Raw genomic sequence first — 16,138 nt, 5'->3', positions numbered from 1 at the left:
CTGCCCTTAAAAGGTCAGCTCCATCTTCGTTCCTTTATTCAGTTCACTCTCTACATGAATGGACGCATTGTGAAGCATTGCACCATGCTTCACAATAGAAAGTCCAAGCCCGGTTCCTCCGCTTTCCTTTGAATGGCTTTTATCCACCCGGTAAAACCTTTCAAAAATACGTTCCTGCTGGTCTTCCGGAATTCCGATTCCCGTATCGCTTACGATAATCTTCTTCCCTTTCAGGGTACTTCCCACCCACACGGATACCTTGCCGCCCACTTTATTATATTTGATTGCATTTTCACAAATATTATAAATCATCTCATCCAAAACCTGCCGGATTCCATGATACAGGACTTCTTCTCCCATCACCTCTATCTGAATATTTCTGGCAGCGGCCTGAGGTGCAAGACGGCGCACAATTTCTCTTGTCAGCCGGTATAGATTGACTTCTTCTTTCTCCAACTCTACTTTTCCTTCATCCAGCCGTGAAAGCTTAATAATATCTTCAATCAATACAATCAGCCGGCTTGCTTCATTGTAAATTCTTCTGGAAAATCCTTCCATATCCTCCGGCCTTACCAGACCATTCATCATAATTTCTGCATAACCTGAAATAGAAGTCAGCGGTGTCTTCAGCTCATGGGATACATTTGCCGTAAATTCTTTCCTCATATTTGCAACGGCATCCTTCTCCTGATTCTGCCGGTCAATTCTCTCAAGCAGCGGCGTTAGTTCGCCATATATCTCATTCTTCAGCGGATGCTCCAGATCCAATTGATTAATCGGACGAATCAGCCTCCCTACCTGCCACTTAGACAGAATCCACGCAAGTATCAGCATCAGAACTGCCAAAGCAGCCATAATCGGCAGAATCTGGATTGCCGAACTAACCACTGTATCAATCGTCTTCGATACACGCAGCACCGTCCCGTCCGAAAGTTTCTTGGCATAATAGAACATATTCTGACCTACCGTATCCGATTTCCGGATATCCTGGCCGCTGCCTTCTTCAAAGGCTCTCTTCACCTCCGGTCTGGATGCATGATTCTCAAGCCTTCCTTCTTCATCTACCGAATCATACAGGACATTTCCTTCTTCATCCACCCAGGTAATCCGGGTACTCTCCTGTACCAGATCCAACTGTTTCAGATACCCCGGCCCGGATATTTCGACTGCCTTGCAGATGTAATCTGCTTCCTGCCTGATTTCTGCTTCCATCAGTCTTACCGTTCTGCTGTAAATGATTGCCGTAAGCAGCACATACGTGATCCCTAACGTAATTGCAATCACAATCACCATACTCCGCTGTATCTTCTGTCTCATGCCTGCTCCCTCATCTTATAGCCCACGCCGCGTACTGTCTCAATCAGTTCGCCTGCTTTTCCAAGCTTCTGCCTGAGGGTACGGACATGCACGTCCACCGTCCGCGTTTCTCCGTCAAAATCATATCCCCAGATATCTTCCAGGAGCTGATCTCTCGTCAGCACAATCCCCAGATTCTTCATCATTCTTCTCAGAAGTTCAAACTCCTTCAATGTAAGGCTTACCGGCTCTCCCTCTACCGTCACCTCATGTTTCTTTACATCTATCGTCAGACCGTTCAACACAATCTTATCTTCTATTTTCATAGCATTCTTTTCTGTACGTCTTAAAACCGCCTTGATTCTGGAAATAAGCTCCATCATGCCAAATGGCTTCGTCACATAATCATCCGCTCCGGAATCAAGTCCCAGTACCTTGTCATATTCTGAACCTTTCGCCGTCATCATAATAACCGGAATGTCCTGGGTTTTAGCAGAAGCCTTCAAGCGCTTAAGAAGCGCCATCCCGTCCTCGCCCGGCAGCATAATATCCATCAAAACAAGCTCTGGCGTCTCAAGCGCCAAAGCCTCAAGGAATGCTTTTCCATCTTCAAAGCCACGGGCCTTATAGCCCGTGGTCTCTAATGTATAGACTACCAGTTCCCGAATGTTGCTGTCATCTTCTACACAATATATCATGCCGGATTCTCCTCTTAAACATTCTTCTGTCCCTTGTGGATTCCCGTAATAGAAAATTCCACCCACTCTGCGATATTGGTCGCATGATCTCCAATACGTTCCAGATATTTCGCAATCATAATCAGGTCAATCGCTTTGCCCGCATTATTTCCTGCTACAATCATCTGCATAACTTCTTCCTTTACATTTTCAAACAGCTCATCTACAATATCGTCTGCTTCCATCACCTTCCTGGCAAGCTCCAGATTCTTCTCTACATAAGCAGACACACTGTCTCTCACCATCCTGGCGGACGCAGAAGCCATATCGCCAATCTTCTTTACATTTACTGCTTCAGATTCTCCCGCTGTCAGAATAATTTCCGCAATATCCGACGCCTGGTCTCCGATACGCTCCATATCGGTAATCATCTTAAGCGCCGCAGAAATCTGCCGGAGATCTCTTGCCACCGGCTGCTGCTGCAGAAGCAATCTCAGGCAAAGTCTTTCAATATCTTTTTCTATATGATCGATTTCCTCATCTGCCTCTATCACATCATACGCCTGCTGCATACTGCCTTCCTGCAGTGCATTCACCGCACGGTTAATGGCAACCTCACACAATTCACCCATATGGGTAAGCTGTTCATTCAAAAGTTCCAGCTGCATATCAAATTTATTACGCATTCTATCCAAACCTCCCTGTAATATAGTCTTCTGTTCTCTTATCCGCCGGAATGGAGAATAACTTTTCCGTATCGTTATATTCTACCACTTCACCCAACAGGAAAAATGCCGTATTATCGGAAACTCGGACTGCCTGCTGCATATTGTGGGTTACCATGACAATAGTATAATCCTTTTTTAATTCCATCGCAAGGTCTTCAATCTTGGAAGTAGAGATCGGATCCAGCGCTGACGTCGGCTCATCCATTAAAAGCACTTCCGGCTGGACTGCCAGCGCTCTCGCAATACAAAGTCTTTGCTGCTGTCCACCGGACATCCCAAGTGCGCTTTTCTTCAGACGATCCTTGCATTCTTCCCAAATAGCCGCATCACGCAAAGATTTCTCCACAATCTCATCCAGTTTTGATTTGGAATGAATTCCATGGGTTCTTGGTCCAAATGCAATATTATCATAGATGCTCATAGGAAATGGATTCGGCTTCTGAAACACCATCCCTACCCGCTTTCTCAGCAAATTCACATCTATATCTTTAAAAACATTCTGTCCATCCAACAGAATATCTCCTTCAATCCTGCATCCCTCTACCAAATCGTTCATACGGTTGATGGACTTTAGCAGCGTAGATTTCCCCTATCCTGTCAAGTAATATCCAAAAAAAATTGTCGATTTTTGCAATTAAAGAAAACCATTCTTATCGCTTCTTCTGTACTGGAAAAGGATTTTTCCTCTCCAATTCCTGTCCTTGAATTTCCATCTTTTTTATAAAGATGTGTTGCTGACTGTCAGCTTCATATTGAATTGCTACACCAAGATCTTTCTTTATAAATGCGGCAACTCCCATATCTGCAATAACCTCCTGCCCTTCTTTCTCCTGAAAGCTGATTTTAGGGAAAGCTCCGGATAATTTTTCTGTAATATACAGTTCCATTTTTTCCAAACTCTCAAATGGCATAGCCTGTACTCTTTGTAATATCTCCTGCAAACGTTCCTCTCTCATAATACATCTGCAATGATCAACACCAAATACCATAGCAAGGCTGTGTCCGCAATCCCAGGATACATGAATCTGTCCGGCATCATCTACAAACTGTACGGTTCCTAAATCACCGGGACTCAGTTTTACATACGGATCAGCTTCCATATCTTCCAACTCTACCCGACACCCCGGTGGGTACATATTTCTTAACACAATTCTTTCCGCATTACTTATCACTGTTTTCTTCCTTTCTCCAATCCGGCTACCGTCCCAAAGACTTCTCTGGAACATTTCCCTCCAACAAATGCTCTCTTTCTTTATTCCATTCCAGCACCTTTTCCATAGCAGCTTCCAACTGGTCTTCTGTCGGTTCTCTTGTATAGGTTCTATATTCCTGAAAATATTCTTCCAAAGTGTTCTGCTGTATCTCCAGTTCCTCTTTATCATAACAATCCGGCTCTTCCAGCTCCTTCAACTCCTGCAAGATTTCCCAACATTCCAAAACACTGTCTATCTCCTGCATTTCAAGCAGATAAGATAAAAATGTTTCCTCTGGCATAATACTGAAATAGCATCGGTCAAACCATTGCTCAATATACATGCGTTCATCAGAACCATTGGTATGTGTACCACAAATCAAATCTGCAACAAAGTTTTCAAATAGTTCACCGATTGATAGCCCAACTTTTCCAGACTTCCTACAGAGCTCTTCTACCTCATCTTGATACAACCTGATAGAAATAGTCCGCTTCAGGCTTTTTTCATAGGGTTCTATATCTTCGCCTGTCTCGCAGAAATGCAGATATGTATCCGTATAAATGTTTTCCATATCGCAAAATCTCCGGCTCATTGCCACATAATCCTTACTTTCCCGGTCCCATTCCAGCCGGTAATGATGTTCCCTTGCATGTTCCTCTAAATCTTTCCGTATGATATTTCTGGTTGCTTCCGGCAACTCCGCAATAAAAAAGCTTGTATCTGGAACTGCTAATACTCTTTCTTTTACCACATTTGTCCTCCTTACTTGTAACTATTTCTTGCACGCGGCAAATTCCCCAGTACGTCCATATAGAGGATAATTCCCTGCGAGTCCAGATGTACGGTAATAAATTTCTGTATTTCCTGTAACAGATCACGATCAGAAAACCCAGCCTGGTAGCCAATAAAATTCCTGATTTTTTCTACAATATCCCGTTTACGGAACTCTTGTAACACCAGAATCGGAATCGTGTGCTGACCTCCCATAGCATTATATGGTAGCTTTTTCACAGTCTTTCCATAAAATATATTTCAAGATACATGGCTCTTCTCCCCTTCTTTCTTTTCTAAATTTTCTTCTAAATAAAAGAAGAGGAAGACACCGCAGCGTTTTCCTCTTCTTTTATTAGTCTTTTCTGACTGTATAATCGTATTATAAATTACTTAGCATTACCGGCTGAAAATTTTTAATATCTAACCTTTTTGCAAAATATTCCATATTATCTAAATCACTTTCTGAGAAATATGAAATATACCATTTACACGAATGTAATACTCTCTTTCTAATCTCAACAAAATAATCCATATCTACAGAAGATAACGAATGACCTAATATAAATATTTCATTTATATTTATAAGAGAGTCAAAAAAATTTTGATTCATTTGTATAATACCAAACGTATCTTTATATGTCTTTTGAAAATAGGCTTTAATGATTTCTTTTGTTTCAGTTATTCTAAAATCTTCATCATCATCTTGTATATATATTCCATGTTCTTCCGCTGCATTAAATGGAGAAACAGCTCCGTACTGAAAAGTAGAAATATCATGATGTCCCACTACAAGTTTCTTACTGCTCAGGGCTTTTCCATGAATGTATAAAATATTCTCAGCAGGTACTTTATATGCTCTTTCTAATGTATCCGTATAATTAAAATTTAGAATCTTACACGTATTATTTATTATACGCTTTGATACCAAAGGTAAAACGTTTGTATCTATTTGCTCAATCCATTTCTTAAAATAATATGGAATATAAGATGCAAATGCCAAATCCTGCTCAACCATAAATTGAAAGTCATGATTAGCACTGTCTTTCCAATTTTCATCACCATAATCAAGATAATATGAAGCATTTTCTTCTTGCACTTGATATTTATCTAATTCGCCTAAAGCCATTTCAAATTGAAACCACAATTCTTCTTCTGGTATATATTTACATATAGCTTCATAAAATTCACGAGCATATATTCTCAAATACTCCTTAAAATCATAATACGAAGTGGGCAAATTGTGTGCCCGATCAAAACCATTTCCTATAATAACCAATCTGTCCAATTTCTTTTCTCTCCTAGTAAATATGTTCCAAAAATGTTTGCACTGCTACACAAGCAGCTGTTAGACTTCCGATAAAAGCTGTTAAAGATACTATTAACGAAGAAGCCATTTCTAGCAGATGTACAATTCTGGAAACATTTTGATTTGTACTATTAGGAAACAGTAATCTCCTTACCTTCTGTATTAAAAAATAAAATGTTTTAATGAACGAGATAAGTATATAACACAAATAGGAACACACGATTATGCCCCCTATGCAAAATCCTATATCTCCCAAGTGAGACCCCTTTTTCCAATTAACAAGAATATAATGTATCTCCCAAGAAAATATAATTAAAACAGAAAATGCAGTAATGGCATGGATGCTTACTGTAACTATCTTTTTCTCTTTAGTTTCTCTCGATAAAGCAGGAAAACTAATAAACCAAAATGCAATACATGTGGCTCCTATTGATAAACGTGTTTCATTTGCTCCACCACTATATAAGGCTGGATATGCACCAATCGTTAACATTAAACATCCCATTAACAACAAACCCATATTAAGACTAAGTGCTATTTTCCTTTTATTTTCACGTATCAATGTACCCATTTTAAACATCTCCATTCGTATTCTATTTCTAAGTTAAATTATTAACCTATCATATTTTCTTTGGTTTTTATATTACTTTTAATGCTTATTTTTCTTTATATTTTATTGTACCACTTTTTCAATAATCTTCCTATATCTTATTTTCATAATGATGTCAAAAACCGCTAATACTCTTTCTTTTACCACATTTGTCCTCCCTGTTTGTAAGCATTCCTTGCCACCGGCTGATTCCCCAGTACATCCATATAGAGAATAATTCCCTGCGGGTCCAGATGTACGGTCATAAATTTCTGTATTTCCTGTAACAGATCATGATCAGAAAATCCAGCCTGACAGCCAATAAAATCCCTGATCTTTTCTACAATGTCCGGTTTACGGAACTCCTGTAACACCAAAATCGGAATCGTGTTCTGCCCTCCCATAGCATCATAGGGCAACGCTTTCCGCAATTCTTCTAAGAGATGCCGGTAATAATCAACTACCACCTGGTCTGTTTTCCATGCTTTTTCCTCACAATCCCGGAGTAAAAAATCATACTCTTTTTTTGCCTGTTCCATTTCTTTCAGGATTTCTACTGCCTCCACAGAGCAATACCCTTTCTCTTCTATCAGTTCCATCAGTTCCTCCATAGAATATGTTTCAAGATACATGGCTCCTCCCCCATCTTCTTTGCCTAATTTTCTCCTAATACAAAGAAGAGGAAGACACCGCAGCGTTTTCCTCCTCTTTTATGAAATCTTTTTCTCTACCAGAATCCAGGACAATAAGCTCTCCCGGTTCTTTCTTATCCTACTGCTTCCAGAAATTCGTCCCTGTATTTCCATACAATTTCAATATGTTCCGGATCATAAAAATTTATGACTTCAATCAGCTCATGCAGAACTTCATAAGATAGCTCTTCCAATCCCTTATATTTTACAAAAAGTTGCAGTCCCTCTGATTTCTCCTTTTGTTTTTCCTCCTCCCCTTTTAAAATTTTTGCTTCTATCTCCTGTATCTTTTGCTGATAAACTGCTGTCTTCTCCATACAGGTTTGTTTTCGTGCCAAGTAATCCTTCAGGGAAATCTGTTCTTCTGCATATTGTTCATACAATTCCATTTTCTCCTGTTTACAAAGCGCCAACTTCTTTTCATATTGCTTTTTCCGATATCGGAGTTTCGGAATATTCAAAGTCTGATTGGCTTTCTTTAACTGCTTTATGGTATCCTCTGCAAGGGCTGCCTGCTGTCTTATCATAATTAGCACCAGTTCTTCCAACTCTTTCTGCTTATATTTCTTTGGATAACAGGAAGCATTGGGGGCTGTCGTAACACTTTTACAATAAATCGGCTTTTCTTTGTATTCTGTCCGTATCCGCATTTTCCGACCACAATGCCCGCAGCGGATCAAGCCTGCAAAAATATTCTCAGAAGACGGTGTAGACCCATGATATTTTCTGTCCTTCTGTACCATGTCCTGGATCTTCTGAAGCTCCTGCTCCGTCACAATCGCTTCGTGTCCTCCTTTTACGCAAATCCAATCCTCTCTTGAAATATATCGGTACTCTCTTTTTGACGGAACCCTGGTTTCTGTTTTCCCTCTTACCGTCAGTCCTGCATAAACCGGATTAAACAAAATCAGCTTTACTAAATTTCCGTCCCAGAATTTCACAGATTTCTTTGCTTCTGGCGCCCAGCCTTTCCTTTGAAGATATACGGTAGGTGTTTCAACTTCTTTTTTATTCAGGTCCCTGGCAATGTCTGCATAGGTCTTTCCTTCCAACCTTTGGTCGAAAATCCCCCTTACAACGGAAGCTGCCTCCGTATCCAGATGAAGTTTTGTATGAACACCGTCATGGAAGCAATATCCGTATGTTGGGATTGAACCATGATATTGTCCCATTTCAGCCTGTTTCCTCATAACTTTTTTGATATTGTCGGAACAAATCTGGGGATAAATCCCATTGATCAGGTTCTTAAATTTAATCTCCGTATCCTTTCTTTCGGAAGGTTTCTGGCTGCTGTCATAAAAATCATTGATTGAAATGAAGCGAACCCCAAGGAACGGAAATATTTTTTCGATATAGTTTTGTGTTTCTATGGTATCCCTTCCCAGGCGGCTCAAGTCTTTGACAATGATACAGATCCGTTTTCTCCTGGTAATCAGCCCCATCATGCGCTTAAATTCCGGGCGGTCAAACGTTGTACCGCTGTAACCGTCATCTACGAAGAAGAAAAGCTTTGCCCCTGCAAACTCCGGCTGGTTTTCTACAAAATGCTGGATCAAGAGCCTTTGATTTTTAATGCTGTTGCTTTCCTCCATTTTTTCTTTATCATCTCTGGAAAGACGCAGATAAGCAAAAATAAAATCACACTGCATACGGAAGGCCTCCTTCCATATTGGCCAGTTCTTTTTCCAGCTCTTTTTCAAATAAATCCCCAAACCAGAACACGATTTCCACATAGTCTTTGGAATATACCGTAATCTTTTCAATAAAACGGTCCGCAATCCCTTTCTCTATCTTCTGGAATCTTTGGTACTTTAGAAGTTCCTCTGTCCAGTCCATTCTTGCCTTCACTTGATCTAACAGGTGCTGTCCACGAAGCTGTATCTGCTTCATATTCTGCCTGGCTGCTTGCTGTTCTTCCTGATAGGTTGATTTAATCTCCTGATATTCCTTGCAGTCCAACAGCCCGGTAGCATAATGCTCAAACAAGGTTTCCAGTTTTCTTCCATATTTCTCATACTTCTGTCTGGCACTTTTTACTTTTTCTGCCACCTCCTGCTCCAGCTTTTGATAAAACTCTGCACCATAGGTTTTCTTACTTTCTACAGCAAGCCGGATCTGGTAACGGAGTGCTGCCTTGACTGCCTGATTGATGTAGATTTCATTCACCGTCCGGAAACATTCCGTATGATCTGTAAGGGAAAAGGAAGGACATTTATAAACCATATATTTGTGTTTCTTATTGCCTCCGCTCCTGCTTCTTCCAAGGCGTTTTCCGCAATGTCCACAGAAAATCCTTCCCTTAAAAGGACCATCTGCCCCCTGTTTTTCTTTTGGGTTTGCAGCCCAGTTATCCAACGTATCTTTCCAGCGTTCCTTTGCAATTTTCTGTGCTTCCTCATAAATCGCCCGTTCAACAACTGCTTCCCAGGCATTTTCACACACTTCCCACTGCTCTTTTGGTATCATCTGAAGGGGAATATTCTGCGCAAGCATCTGTTTTGTTTTCCCATAAACAGCAGCACCTATATAAACGGGGTTCTGTAAAATCTTCCGGATACCGTCTGATCTCCATAACCGCCTTTTTTCCGGCACCTTTCCCTGTTTCCTTTTCTGGTAGCTGTCTTCCGGTCCTAATACCTTTCTGCCATTCAGTTCCCTTGCTATATCATAGCTTGACATTTCTTCAAACACATACCAGTAAAAAATCTGCCGGATTATTTCTGATTCCTCTGGTTCCGGCACCAGCTTCTTACTGTTTTCCTCTGCTCTTTGGTATCCATAAGGAGGTCTGGAACCCCAAAACTCTCCCCGTTCCCTGGACAGCCGATGTGCCTGTACCAGTTTCTCTGAAACTTCCCTGGCATAATAATCATTCATAAAGTGTTTCAAAATATTGGGGGTCCTGTTTTCTACACAAGCTGGGTTTGCGCTGTCATATTCGTCCATAACAGAAATAAACCGGATATTTAAGGTTGGGAAAATCACATCAATCAAATCTACAGCATCTAAGGCGTCCCTTCCAAAACGGGCAAAATCCTTTACAATGATGCAGTCAACCTTTTTATTTGCCACATCTTCCATCAACTCTTCAAATGCGTCCCTTTGGAACGTTGTACCTGTCACACCATTATCCGCATAGACTTTTACCACCAGCATTTCCGGGTGTTTCTTTGCGTAGTCTTCACAGATCTGTTTTTGGATATAAATGGAATCCCTTCTGCCATGCCCTCCGTCCCTTTCGGAAAGCCTTACATAAATATAGGTTCTCAGATACTTCATTTCCGGCTTGCTGCTTTGTCTTTTCTGTCCTCTTTTGCTTATCTTAGGCACTTGCTTCCGCCCCCTTTCCTTTCAGGAAGGCTTCCACTTTCCGGTCCGGCTTTGCTCTGTTTACAGTTTCCAGTAGTCCCAATACCTTTTCAAATTCATCTTCAAACCAAAAATGAATGATAATGCGCTTCTGCTCATATACCTCAATCCGTTTGACCAGATTTACCAGCATTAAGCGATCCACTTCCGTCCGGTCTCGGTATTCCAGAAAATATTCCAGCCACTCCTGCTGTTTTTCAAGGGTTTCCTGCAAATTTCGGATTTCCTTTTGCTGGCACTCCATTGCCTGCCGGATTTCCTCTAAAGACTGGTCATACTTTGCTTTGAAGGTTTCAAATTCTGTCCGGTCCAAGATTTCTTCTGCAAAACTGTCATACAGTTTTACTTTAATGTTTAAAATCCTCTGGCTCTCCTTTTCCAGCATCTCCAGTTTTTTGTCTTCTTCCAAAAGCCGCTGTCTTGGGATTGAGGCAGTTTTTACATACGCCAGTATCTCTTTCAGCTCCATCAGAACAGAAATATAATGCAGGATTGCCTCTGTCACAGCTCCTACCAGTTTTTTCTCACTGATACTATGGGAACTGCACTGCTTTTCATAAAGGGAAGTCGAACATACATAATAGTGGTGAACTTTATCTGGGCTTTTCAGTACCATGCTTTCTTTACAGTCCCCACATTTTACCAGGCCTGAAAGAAGCGCTAGCCCCTTTGCACCTCTCATGGTATCCATTTTCATCAGGTTACCTACCACTTCATATTGGTGTCTGTTGATAACCGGCTCAAAGGCATTTTCGTACCGTATCCACTCAGCTTCCTCTTTGTGGATCACAACCTTTACTTTATGGTTTGGCGTTGTTGTTTTTCCCTGTATCAGCACTCCGGTATAGCGTTCATCAAGAAGGATACGACGTACCATAGTTGGCATCCAGACCGGTTTTTCCGTCAAGCGGAACCCTGTCTTTAATTTCTGTTTTAAATACACCTGCTTATACCGAAGAGGTGTCAAGATCCCACGCCGGTTCAATTCTTCGGATATATCTGTCAGGCTGTAGCCCTGCATTTTCATGTGGTAAATATCCCGTACAACAGAAGCTGCCACTTCATCCATAACCAGCTTATGTTTATCCTCTTCGGATTTCAGATAACCATAAAAAGCAAAAGGCGCTACACACTGCCCGGCTGTCATTTTGACATACAAATGGGAACGCACACTTTTGGAAGTATCCGCAGGATAAAGGTCATTGATTAAACTTTTAAATCTCAGGGTAAGGAAATCACGATTTGGCGTGAGGCTGTCATAATTGTCATTGACAAGGATCAGGCGCACACCCATTTTCGGCAGGATACGTTCCACATACTGTAAAACACCGGAAAAGTCCCTTCCATAGCGAGAAAGGTCTTTGACAATAATACAGTCTGCTTCCCCCTCTTCCAGCATACGCAGCATTTCCTGAAAACCAGGGCGGTTAAAGTTTGTGCCGGTATATCCATCATCCACACATTCTTTTACCACCTGAATTTCAGGGTGGCTCTTCAGGAAGCTATGAATCAGTATCCTCTGGTTTGATATGCTGTCGCTTTCCCTGTTATCACCGTCTTCATCAGAAAGGCGCAGGTAAACAACCGCACGATAGATTTTTTTAAGTATTTGATTTTTCATTGTATTCGCTCCTATCATTTAGATTCGTCAGCCGATTCCCTAAATGATAGAGGCTACTGGGTCCTTGCCATCATCCTACCATAGTCCAGAAGGTTTGTCCACCCTGTAATCTGCCAACAATCCGCATTCTTCCCTATCCCTGTCGTGGCTTTACCATTTCATCTGCACAAGGCTTTCTATGGCTTCCTCTATGGTACGGTTGGTAGAAGCAAACCCAATCTTTATGGTGATCCCCTTATATTTCAGAAAATAAGGATTCTTTCCGGACTCCAGGATTTCCCGGATCTTCTCCGGTTTGCTCTTTTTTACATCAATATTCAGTTTCTCTACATCTTGTATCTCTTTCGGGTCAATGTCTTCAAACGTCATTTCCCGCATCTTCAGCAGTTCTGCCCGCGAGAGCATTATATCCTTTCCCTAGTACAGCAACTGCACAGATACGCATCTAACTCCTGCTCAAACTGTTCCTGTTTCTCCCAGGTGTGCATTAAATACTGTTTCAGTCTGGCATAGTCTAAAATTCCATAACCGATACAATCTATCTGTACCTGAAAAGACTGGAGCATTTCCATTGTCTGTAAAATTTCTTCCGGACAATAGGATAACCTACTGAGTCCGGATACCACAATCACATCAATCATGCCTTTTCGTGCAAGCACTGCCAGCCTCTGCCAGTTTTCTTTTTCTATGGAATAATCACACCCTACACCTTCCAACAAAGTAACCACCTGGTATGTCTGCTGTTCACAGTAATGCAGGCTTTTTTCTTTTTCATAATACAAAAGCCCGGCACAGGGAATGGGAATATCCAGATACACTGCCGCACGCTGGGGAATATTCCTATTTTCTATCTCTTCTTTTCCTTTGCAGATCCATGTAGGAAACAGCATTCCTCCCTGAAAGATCTCTTTATCTTCTGAAAACAGTTTCTGTAACCTCTCTCTCTTCATTGCTCTGCCTCCTCTTTCTTTTGCTCCTGTTTTCATTCCAGGGCTATGAGGAAACCTGTTGTTTCCCCATAGCCCTAAAATGAACCTGTTTCACACACCATACCGGCAGGGCTTTCCCTGCCAGCATGATTTTTTCATTTTCTCACCCCGGTGTGAACGGGAGCATGTAGGACCGGCCCGGCTGGCCGCCTGACACCCTGCAGCCCCCTTTCTCGCTGCAGCATGTCCCAGACGCTACCCTGGTTGCAGTGTTTTTATGCAAAGGTATCATTATCATTCGGCTTTCAGGCTGCCTGCCACCAACAGCCTATGTCTGGGCGCTGCTCACACTTTTCCTTCATCTTCTACGATTCCTTGTTTGATCCGCTTCTTTTCTGCCTTACTTGCTGCCACTGCGGACAAATGTATCTTCGCACAGCTCTTGACCCTGCATCATACAAAATAGAATGTGCCGAAATGTTTTGTGTCCTTTAAGATATTTCTATATTTTAGCGTCAGAAATGACACGTTTGTTTCAAAAAAATATCACCATACCGATATTCAGTTTTCAAGGTTCTCTCCGGCTGAAAACATCAGCCTGCCAAAAGACACCATAACCCTGATGTGTTTTGGCAGACTGTTTTCTGTCTGCATTTCTCTTTATTTCTTTAACCGGATAATCATATCTGCCCAGAATTCTGTGTATGCCTGCCGCATTAACTCCAGAAGCCGGGCTTCGGTAATTCCTGTAATTACGTTTTCTTCTTTCTTTTCCGGTTTTGGTTCCTGTACTTCCAGTGCTTCTTCCCGTATCTTCATTGTAAGCATGGATAAGGAAGGAGAATTGGCACAGTTAATAAAACCGATATAATGGTTCACCACATCATAATCACCTCTGCAGCTTCGGACAATATCAAACGCATGACGGATTGCCCGTTCTACCCTCTGTCCTGTCGTGCCATGTTGCTGGGCCACCTTAAAATACAGATATGTCGTTTTAATCTTGCTGTCTTCTTCCAGAAGCAAAACACTGTCTACAATATAGCCAAATCCTTTCACATTGGCCGGCATTCCCATTTTAAATAATACTGCTTCCACCTTTTCTTTTGATAACATTTCCCTTTTCCTCCCCGTCTGTATTCTCACTTCCTGCTGTCTTGCTGATATTCCTTTAACCCTTTTTTAATTCCTTCTATCGAATAAATCAAAAGGCTGGTTTCCCATTCATTACAATCCTGTACCAGATACCAGATCTTTTCCTTCAGCATCATATCTTTTTTCGCTGTACCCATGTGCATGAAGTGTTCTTTTATGGGAATATCCATAGCTTCCAACAGCCGGATATAAGTTTTCATGCCCATGGCCCTGGCATGTGTTTCGATTTTTGCCAGATGGGATACGGAAATATCTGCTTTTTCCGCAAGCTGCTCCTGGGTCAGCCCCCTGGCTTCCCGCAAGGCTTTTATTGCATCTGCTACAATACAAAGTTCATTCTGCATTCTTTTATCTCCTCGTTGATTACAGGCTCTATTATAATTACAAATCCTTTCCCTGGTAATGGACTATGGAGGCAAGATTTTTCTGTTTCATTACCATTTCTTTCCTTTTTTGGTTTTAGAGATTTATTATATCTGAACGAGTTGAAAACGATTTTTGCACCATTTACGAAAAAGCACTGCATTATCTCTTCATTTAGGCATAAAAAAGGAGAGAACGTCACATATCGACTCCTCTCCAATAGCTTCTATTCATCTAAGATATTTGCCAATACATAGGCTTATTTGTTTTTTCTTTCCAGGAACCTCCGTATATCTTCCACACTATCTAATATGGGAATGGACGGGGCAGACGGGCTACATACTGGTTCTTGACTGGACATTTCCAGTGCGTTAATAAATGCTTCTGCCTTTTTGGGGTCTTCAATCACAAGCTCTGTAAGGATACTTGATGTAGCCATATAGAAAGCACCTCTTTTCTCTCATATCTTAAAAATTCTTTCGCAAAAAGATCCTGCAGTATTTTCTATACGCCAAGACCTGTACGCTCCATTTTTATTTATGTAATAAAGTTTGATCCAGCATGTTCTTAATTTCATCTGGAAGACCGTCTATCGTTGCATTTTCATCTAAAAACAGTAAATTTGTATATTTTTTCGCATCATTCGGTGCTGAAAAAATATGAGTTACTGTATATGCTGTTCTACTTTTAGAGAAGCAATCTTCATCTCGCAGCGATTCTACTACAAAGCAATCGCCCTTTTGCTGCCCCTTATCATCATACTCTTTATTTAAGCATAGAGTAAAATTAAGATCTGTTGTGCCAAACTTATAAGTTCTCGTGTCTGTGACAATCTCTTCCAGCATAAATCCTTCTGAGCCAGCCAGCATTGCAATCTGTCCGATATGCTTAATCTTACGCTTACACAATGAAAAAGGGTGCTGCGGTGTAAAAAATATCTGCGAAGCCTGAAGCATTTTTTTTGCTGCATAACTATAAAACTTTTTTGCTGAAAGGTTCGTGGCCACACCTGTCAAGTGCCTAAAATTGGCAGCTTTATAAAGCACCTCAATATATCTGCCTTCAAATACATATAGAAATCTTTTACCTACTAAATGCTTCCTATACAGATCAGCAGCTACTTTAATCTCCTGTACAATTTTCTCTCTATCCTGTTGTTTTCCCATCTATCTTTTCCCAATCATCACTATAGTATAAAAAAACAGCACTGGACAACTTTTTTGTTATCCAGTGCCCATAATCTTAAAAAGCGGTTTTATGCTGGCTGTCAGCCGCGACATCCTTCCGAATGTCTAAAATGTCGCCGGTATCATTGAGTCCCCGGCGCGGACTCACCGTATCTCCCTGGTGTGGGCGTAATACCCTTCCGAGTATCAAATAGTCCCAGTAATTACCCTGCCCGGGCACAGTACAGCTTTTACGTGCCGCTACACGAAACCTTTTGGC

18 protein-coding genes and 1 pseudogene are annotated in these 16,138 nt (G+C 41.3%); all 19 read right to left on the bottom strand.

The features are described from left to right. Positions 1-6: 6 nt before the first annotated feature. Positions 7-1,317: a sensor histidine kinase gene (locus OCV99_RS01060; RefSeq protein ID WP_158367302.1), complete on the bottom strand. Its 1,311-nt coding sequence runs from the start codon at positions 1,315-1,317 to the stop codon at positions 7-9. Beyond that, positions 1,314-1,994, bottom strand: a complete 681-nt coding sequence (locus OCV99_RS01055) for a response regulator transcription factor (protein ID WP_158367299.1) — start codon at positions 1,992-1,994, stop codon at positions 1,314-1,316. Before OCV99_RS01055 ends, OCV99_RS01060 begins: the two co-directional genes overlap by 4 nt. A gap of 14 nt (positions 1,995-2,008) precedes the next feature. Continuing rightward, on the bottom strand, positions 2,009-2,659 hold the full coding sequence (gene phoU / locus OCV99_RS01050) for a phosphate signaling complex protein PhoU (protein ID WP_158367297.1): 651 nt from the start codon (positions 2,657-2,659) through the stop codon (positions 2,009-2,011). 1 nt (position 2,660) lies between these two features. Continuing rightward, positions 2,661-3,290, bottom strand: a pseudogene (pstB, locus tag OCV99_RS01045) (phosphate ABC transporter ATP-binding protein PstB); the annotation flags it as partial. A gap of 61 nt (positions 3,291-3,351) precedes the next feature. Then, entirely contained in the window at positions 3,352-3,873 is a 522-nt protein-coding gene (locus OCV99_RS18335) for a DUF4314 domain-containing protein (protein ID WP_416386355.1), read from the bottom strand. Between the two features lie 25 nt (positions 3,874-3,898). Then, entirely contained in the window at positions 3,899-4,645 is a 747-nt protein-coding gene (locus OCV99_RS01035; RefSeq protein ID WP_022462583.1) for a hypothetical protein, read from the bottom strand. Between the two features lie 11 nt (positions 4,646-4,656). After that, on the bottom strand, positions 4,657-4,905 hold the full coding sequence (locus OCV99_RS01030; RefSeq protein ID WP_055218782.1) for a hypothetical protein: 249 nt from the start codon (positions 4,903-4,905) through the stop codon (positions 4,657-4,659). Between the two features lie 142 nt (positions 4,906-5,047). Next, positions 5,048-5,953: a bacteriophage abortive infection AbiH family protein gene (locus tag OCV99_RS01025; protein ID WP_021651973.1), complete on the bottom strand. Its 906-nt coding sequence runs from the start codon at positions 5,951-5,953 to the stop codon at positions 5,048-5,050. A 13-nt stretch (positions 5,954-5,966) separates the two neighbouring features. Continuing rightward, a complete protein-coding gene (locus OCV99_RS01020; RefSeq protein ID WP_044961781.1) occupies positions 5,967-6,545 on the bottom strand; it encodes a hypothetical protein in 579 nt (192 codons plus the stop codon). A 179-nt stretch (positions 6,546-6,724) separates the two neighbouring features. Next, on the bottom strand, positions 6,725-7,195 hold the full coding sequence (locus OCV99_RS01015) for a hypothetical protein (RefSeq protein WP_055056042.1): 471 nt from the start codon (positions 7,193-7,195) through the stop codon (positions 6,725-6,727). 134 nt (positions 7,196-7,329) lie between these two features. Next, entirely contained in the window at positions 7,330-8,904 is a 1,575-nt protein-coding gene (locus OCV99_RS01010; protein WP_055056043.1) for a recombinase family protein, read from the bottom strand. Then, on the bottom strand, positions 8,894-10,585 hold the full coding sequence (locus OCV99_RS01005; RefSeq protein ID WP_055056044.1) for a recombinase family protein: 1,692 nt from the start codon (positions 10,583-10,585) through the stop codon (positions 8,894-8,896). Before OCV99_RS01005 ends, OCV99_RS01010 begins: the two co-directional genes overlap by 11 nt. Continuing rightward, entirely contained in the window at positions 10,578-12,245 is a 1,668-nt protein-coding gene (locus OCV99_RS01000; protein ID WP_055056045.1) for a recombinase family protein, read from the bottom strand. The genes OCV99_RS01005 and OCV99_RS01000 overlap by 8 nt, the downstream gene beginning before the upstream one ends. 150 nt (positions 12,246-12,395) lie before the next feature. Then, positions 12,396-12,614 carry a DUF6870 family protein gene (locus OCV99_RS00995; protein ID WP_147419244.1) on the bottom strand — a complete coding sequence of 73 codons (219 nt, stop codon included), beginning with the start codon at positions 12,612-12,614 and terminating at the stop codon, positions 12,396-12,398. Between the two features lie 35 nt (positions 12,615-12,649). Further along, positions 12,650-13,195 (bottom strand): recombinase family protein, encoded by a 546-nt coding sequence (locus tag OCV99_RS00990; protein WP_025578821.1) that lies wholly within the window; start codon positions 13,193-13,195, stop codon positions 12,650-12,652. Between the two features lie 639 nt (positions 13,196-13,834). Further along, entirely contained in the window at positions 13,835-14,290 is a 456-nt protein-coding gene (locus tag OCV99_RS00985) for a sporulation initiation factor Spo0A C-terminal domain-containing protein (RefSeq protein WP_025578820.1), read from the bottom strand. Positions 14,291-14,316: 26 nt separating this feature from the next. Then, entirely contained in the window at positions 14,317-14,673 is a 357-nt protein-coding gene (locus tag OCV99_RS00980; protein ID WP_025578817.1) for a helix-turn-helix domain-containing protein, read from the bottom strand. 278 nt (positions 14,674-14,951) lie between these two features. Next, a complete protein-coding gene (locus OCV99_RS00975) occupies positions 14,952-15,131 on the bottom strand; it encodes a hypothetical protein (protein WP_025578814.1) in 180 nt (59 codons plus the stop codon). A gap of 94 nt (positions 15,132-15,225) precedes the next feature. After that, on the bottom strand, positions 15,226-15,858 hold the full coding sequence (locus OCV99_RS00970) for a PBECR4 domain-containing protein (protein WP_055056046.1): 633 nt from the start codon (positions 15,856-15,858) through the stop codon (positions 15,226-15,228). Between the last annotated feature and the right edge of the window lie 280 nt (positions 15,859-16,138).

Source organism: Dorea acetigenes (assembly GCF_025567385.1).
Taxonomy (GTDB): Bacteria; Bacillota; Clostridia; order Lachnospirales; family Lachnospiraceae; genus Claveliimonas; species Claveliimonas acetigenes.
Note: the sequence above shows the minus strand (reverse complement) of the source record. Positions and strands in the feature narration are given on the sequence as shown.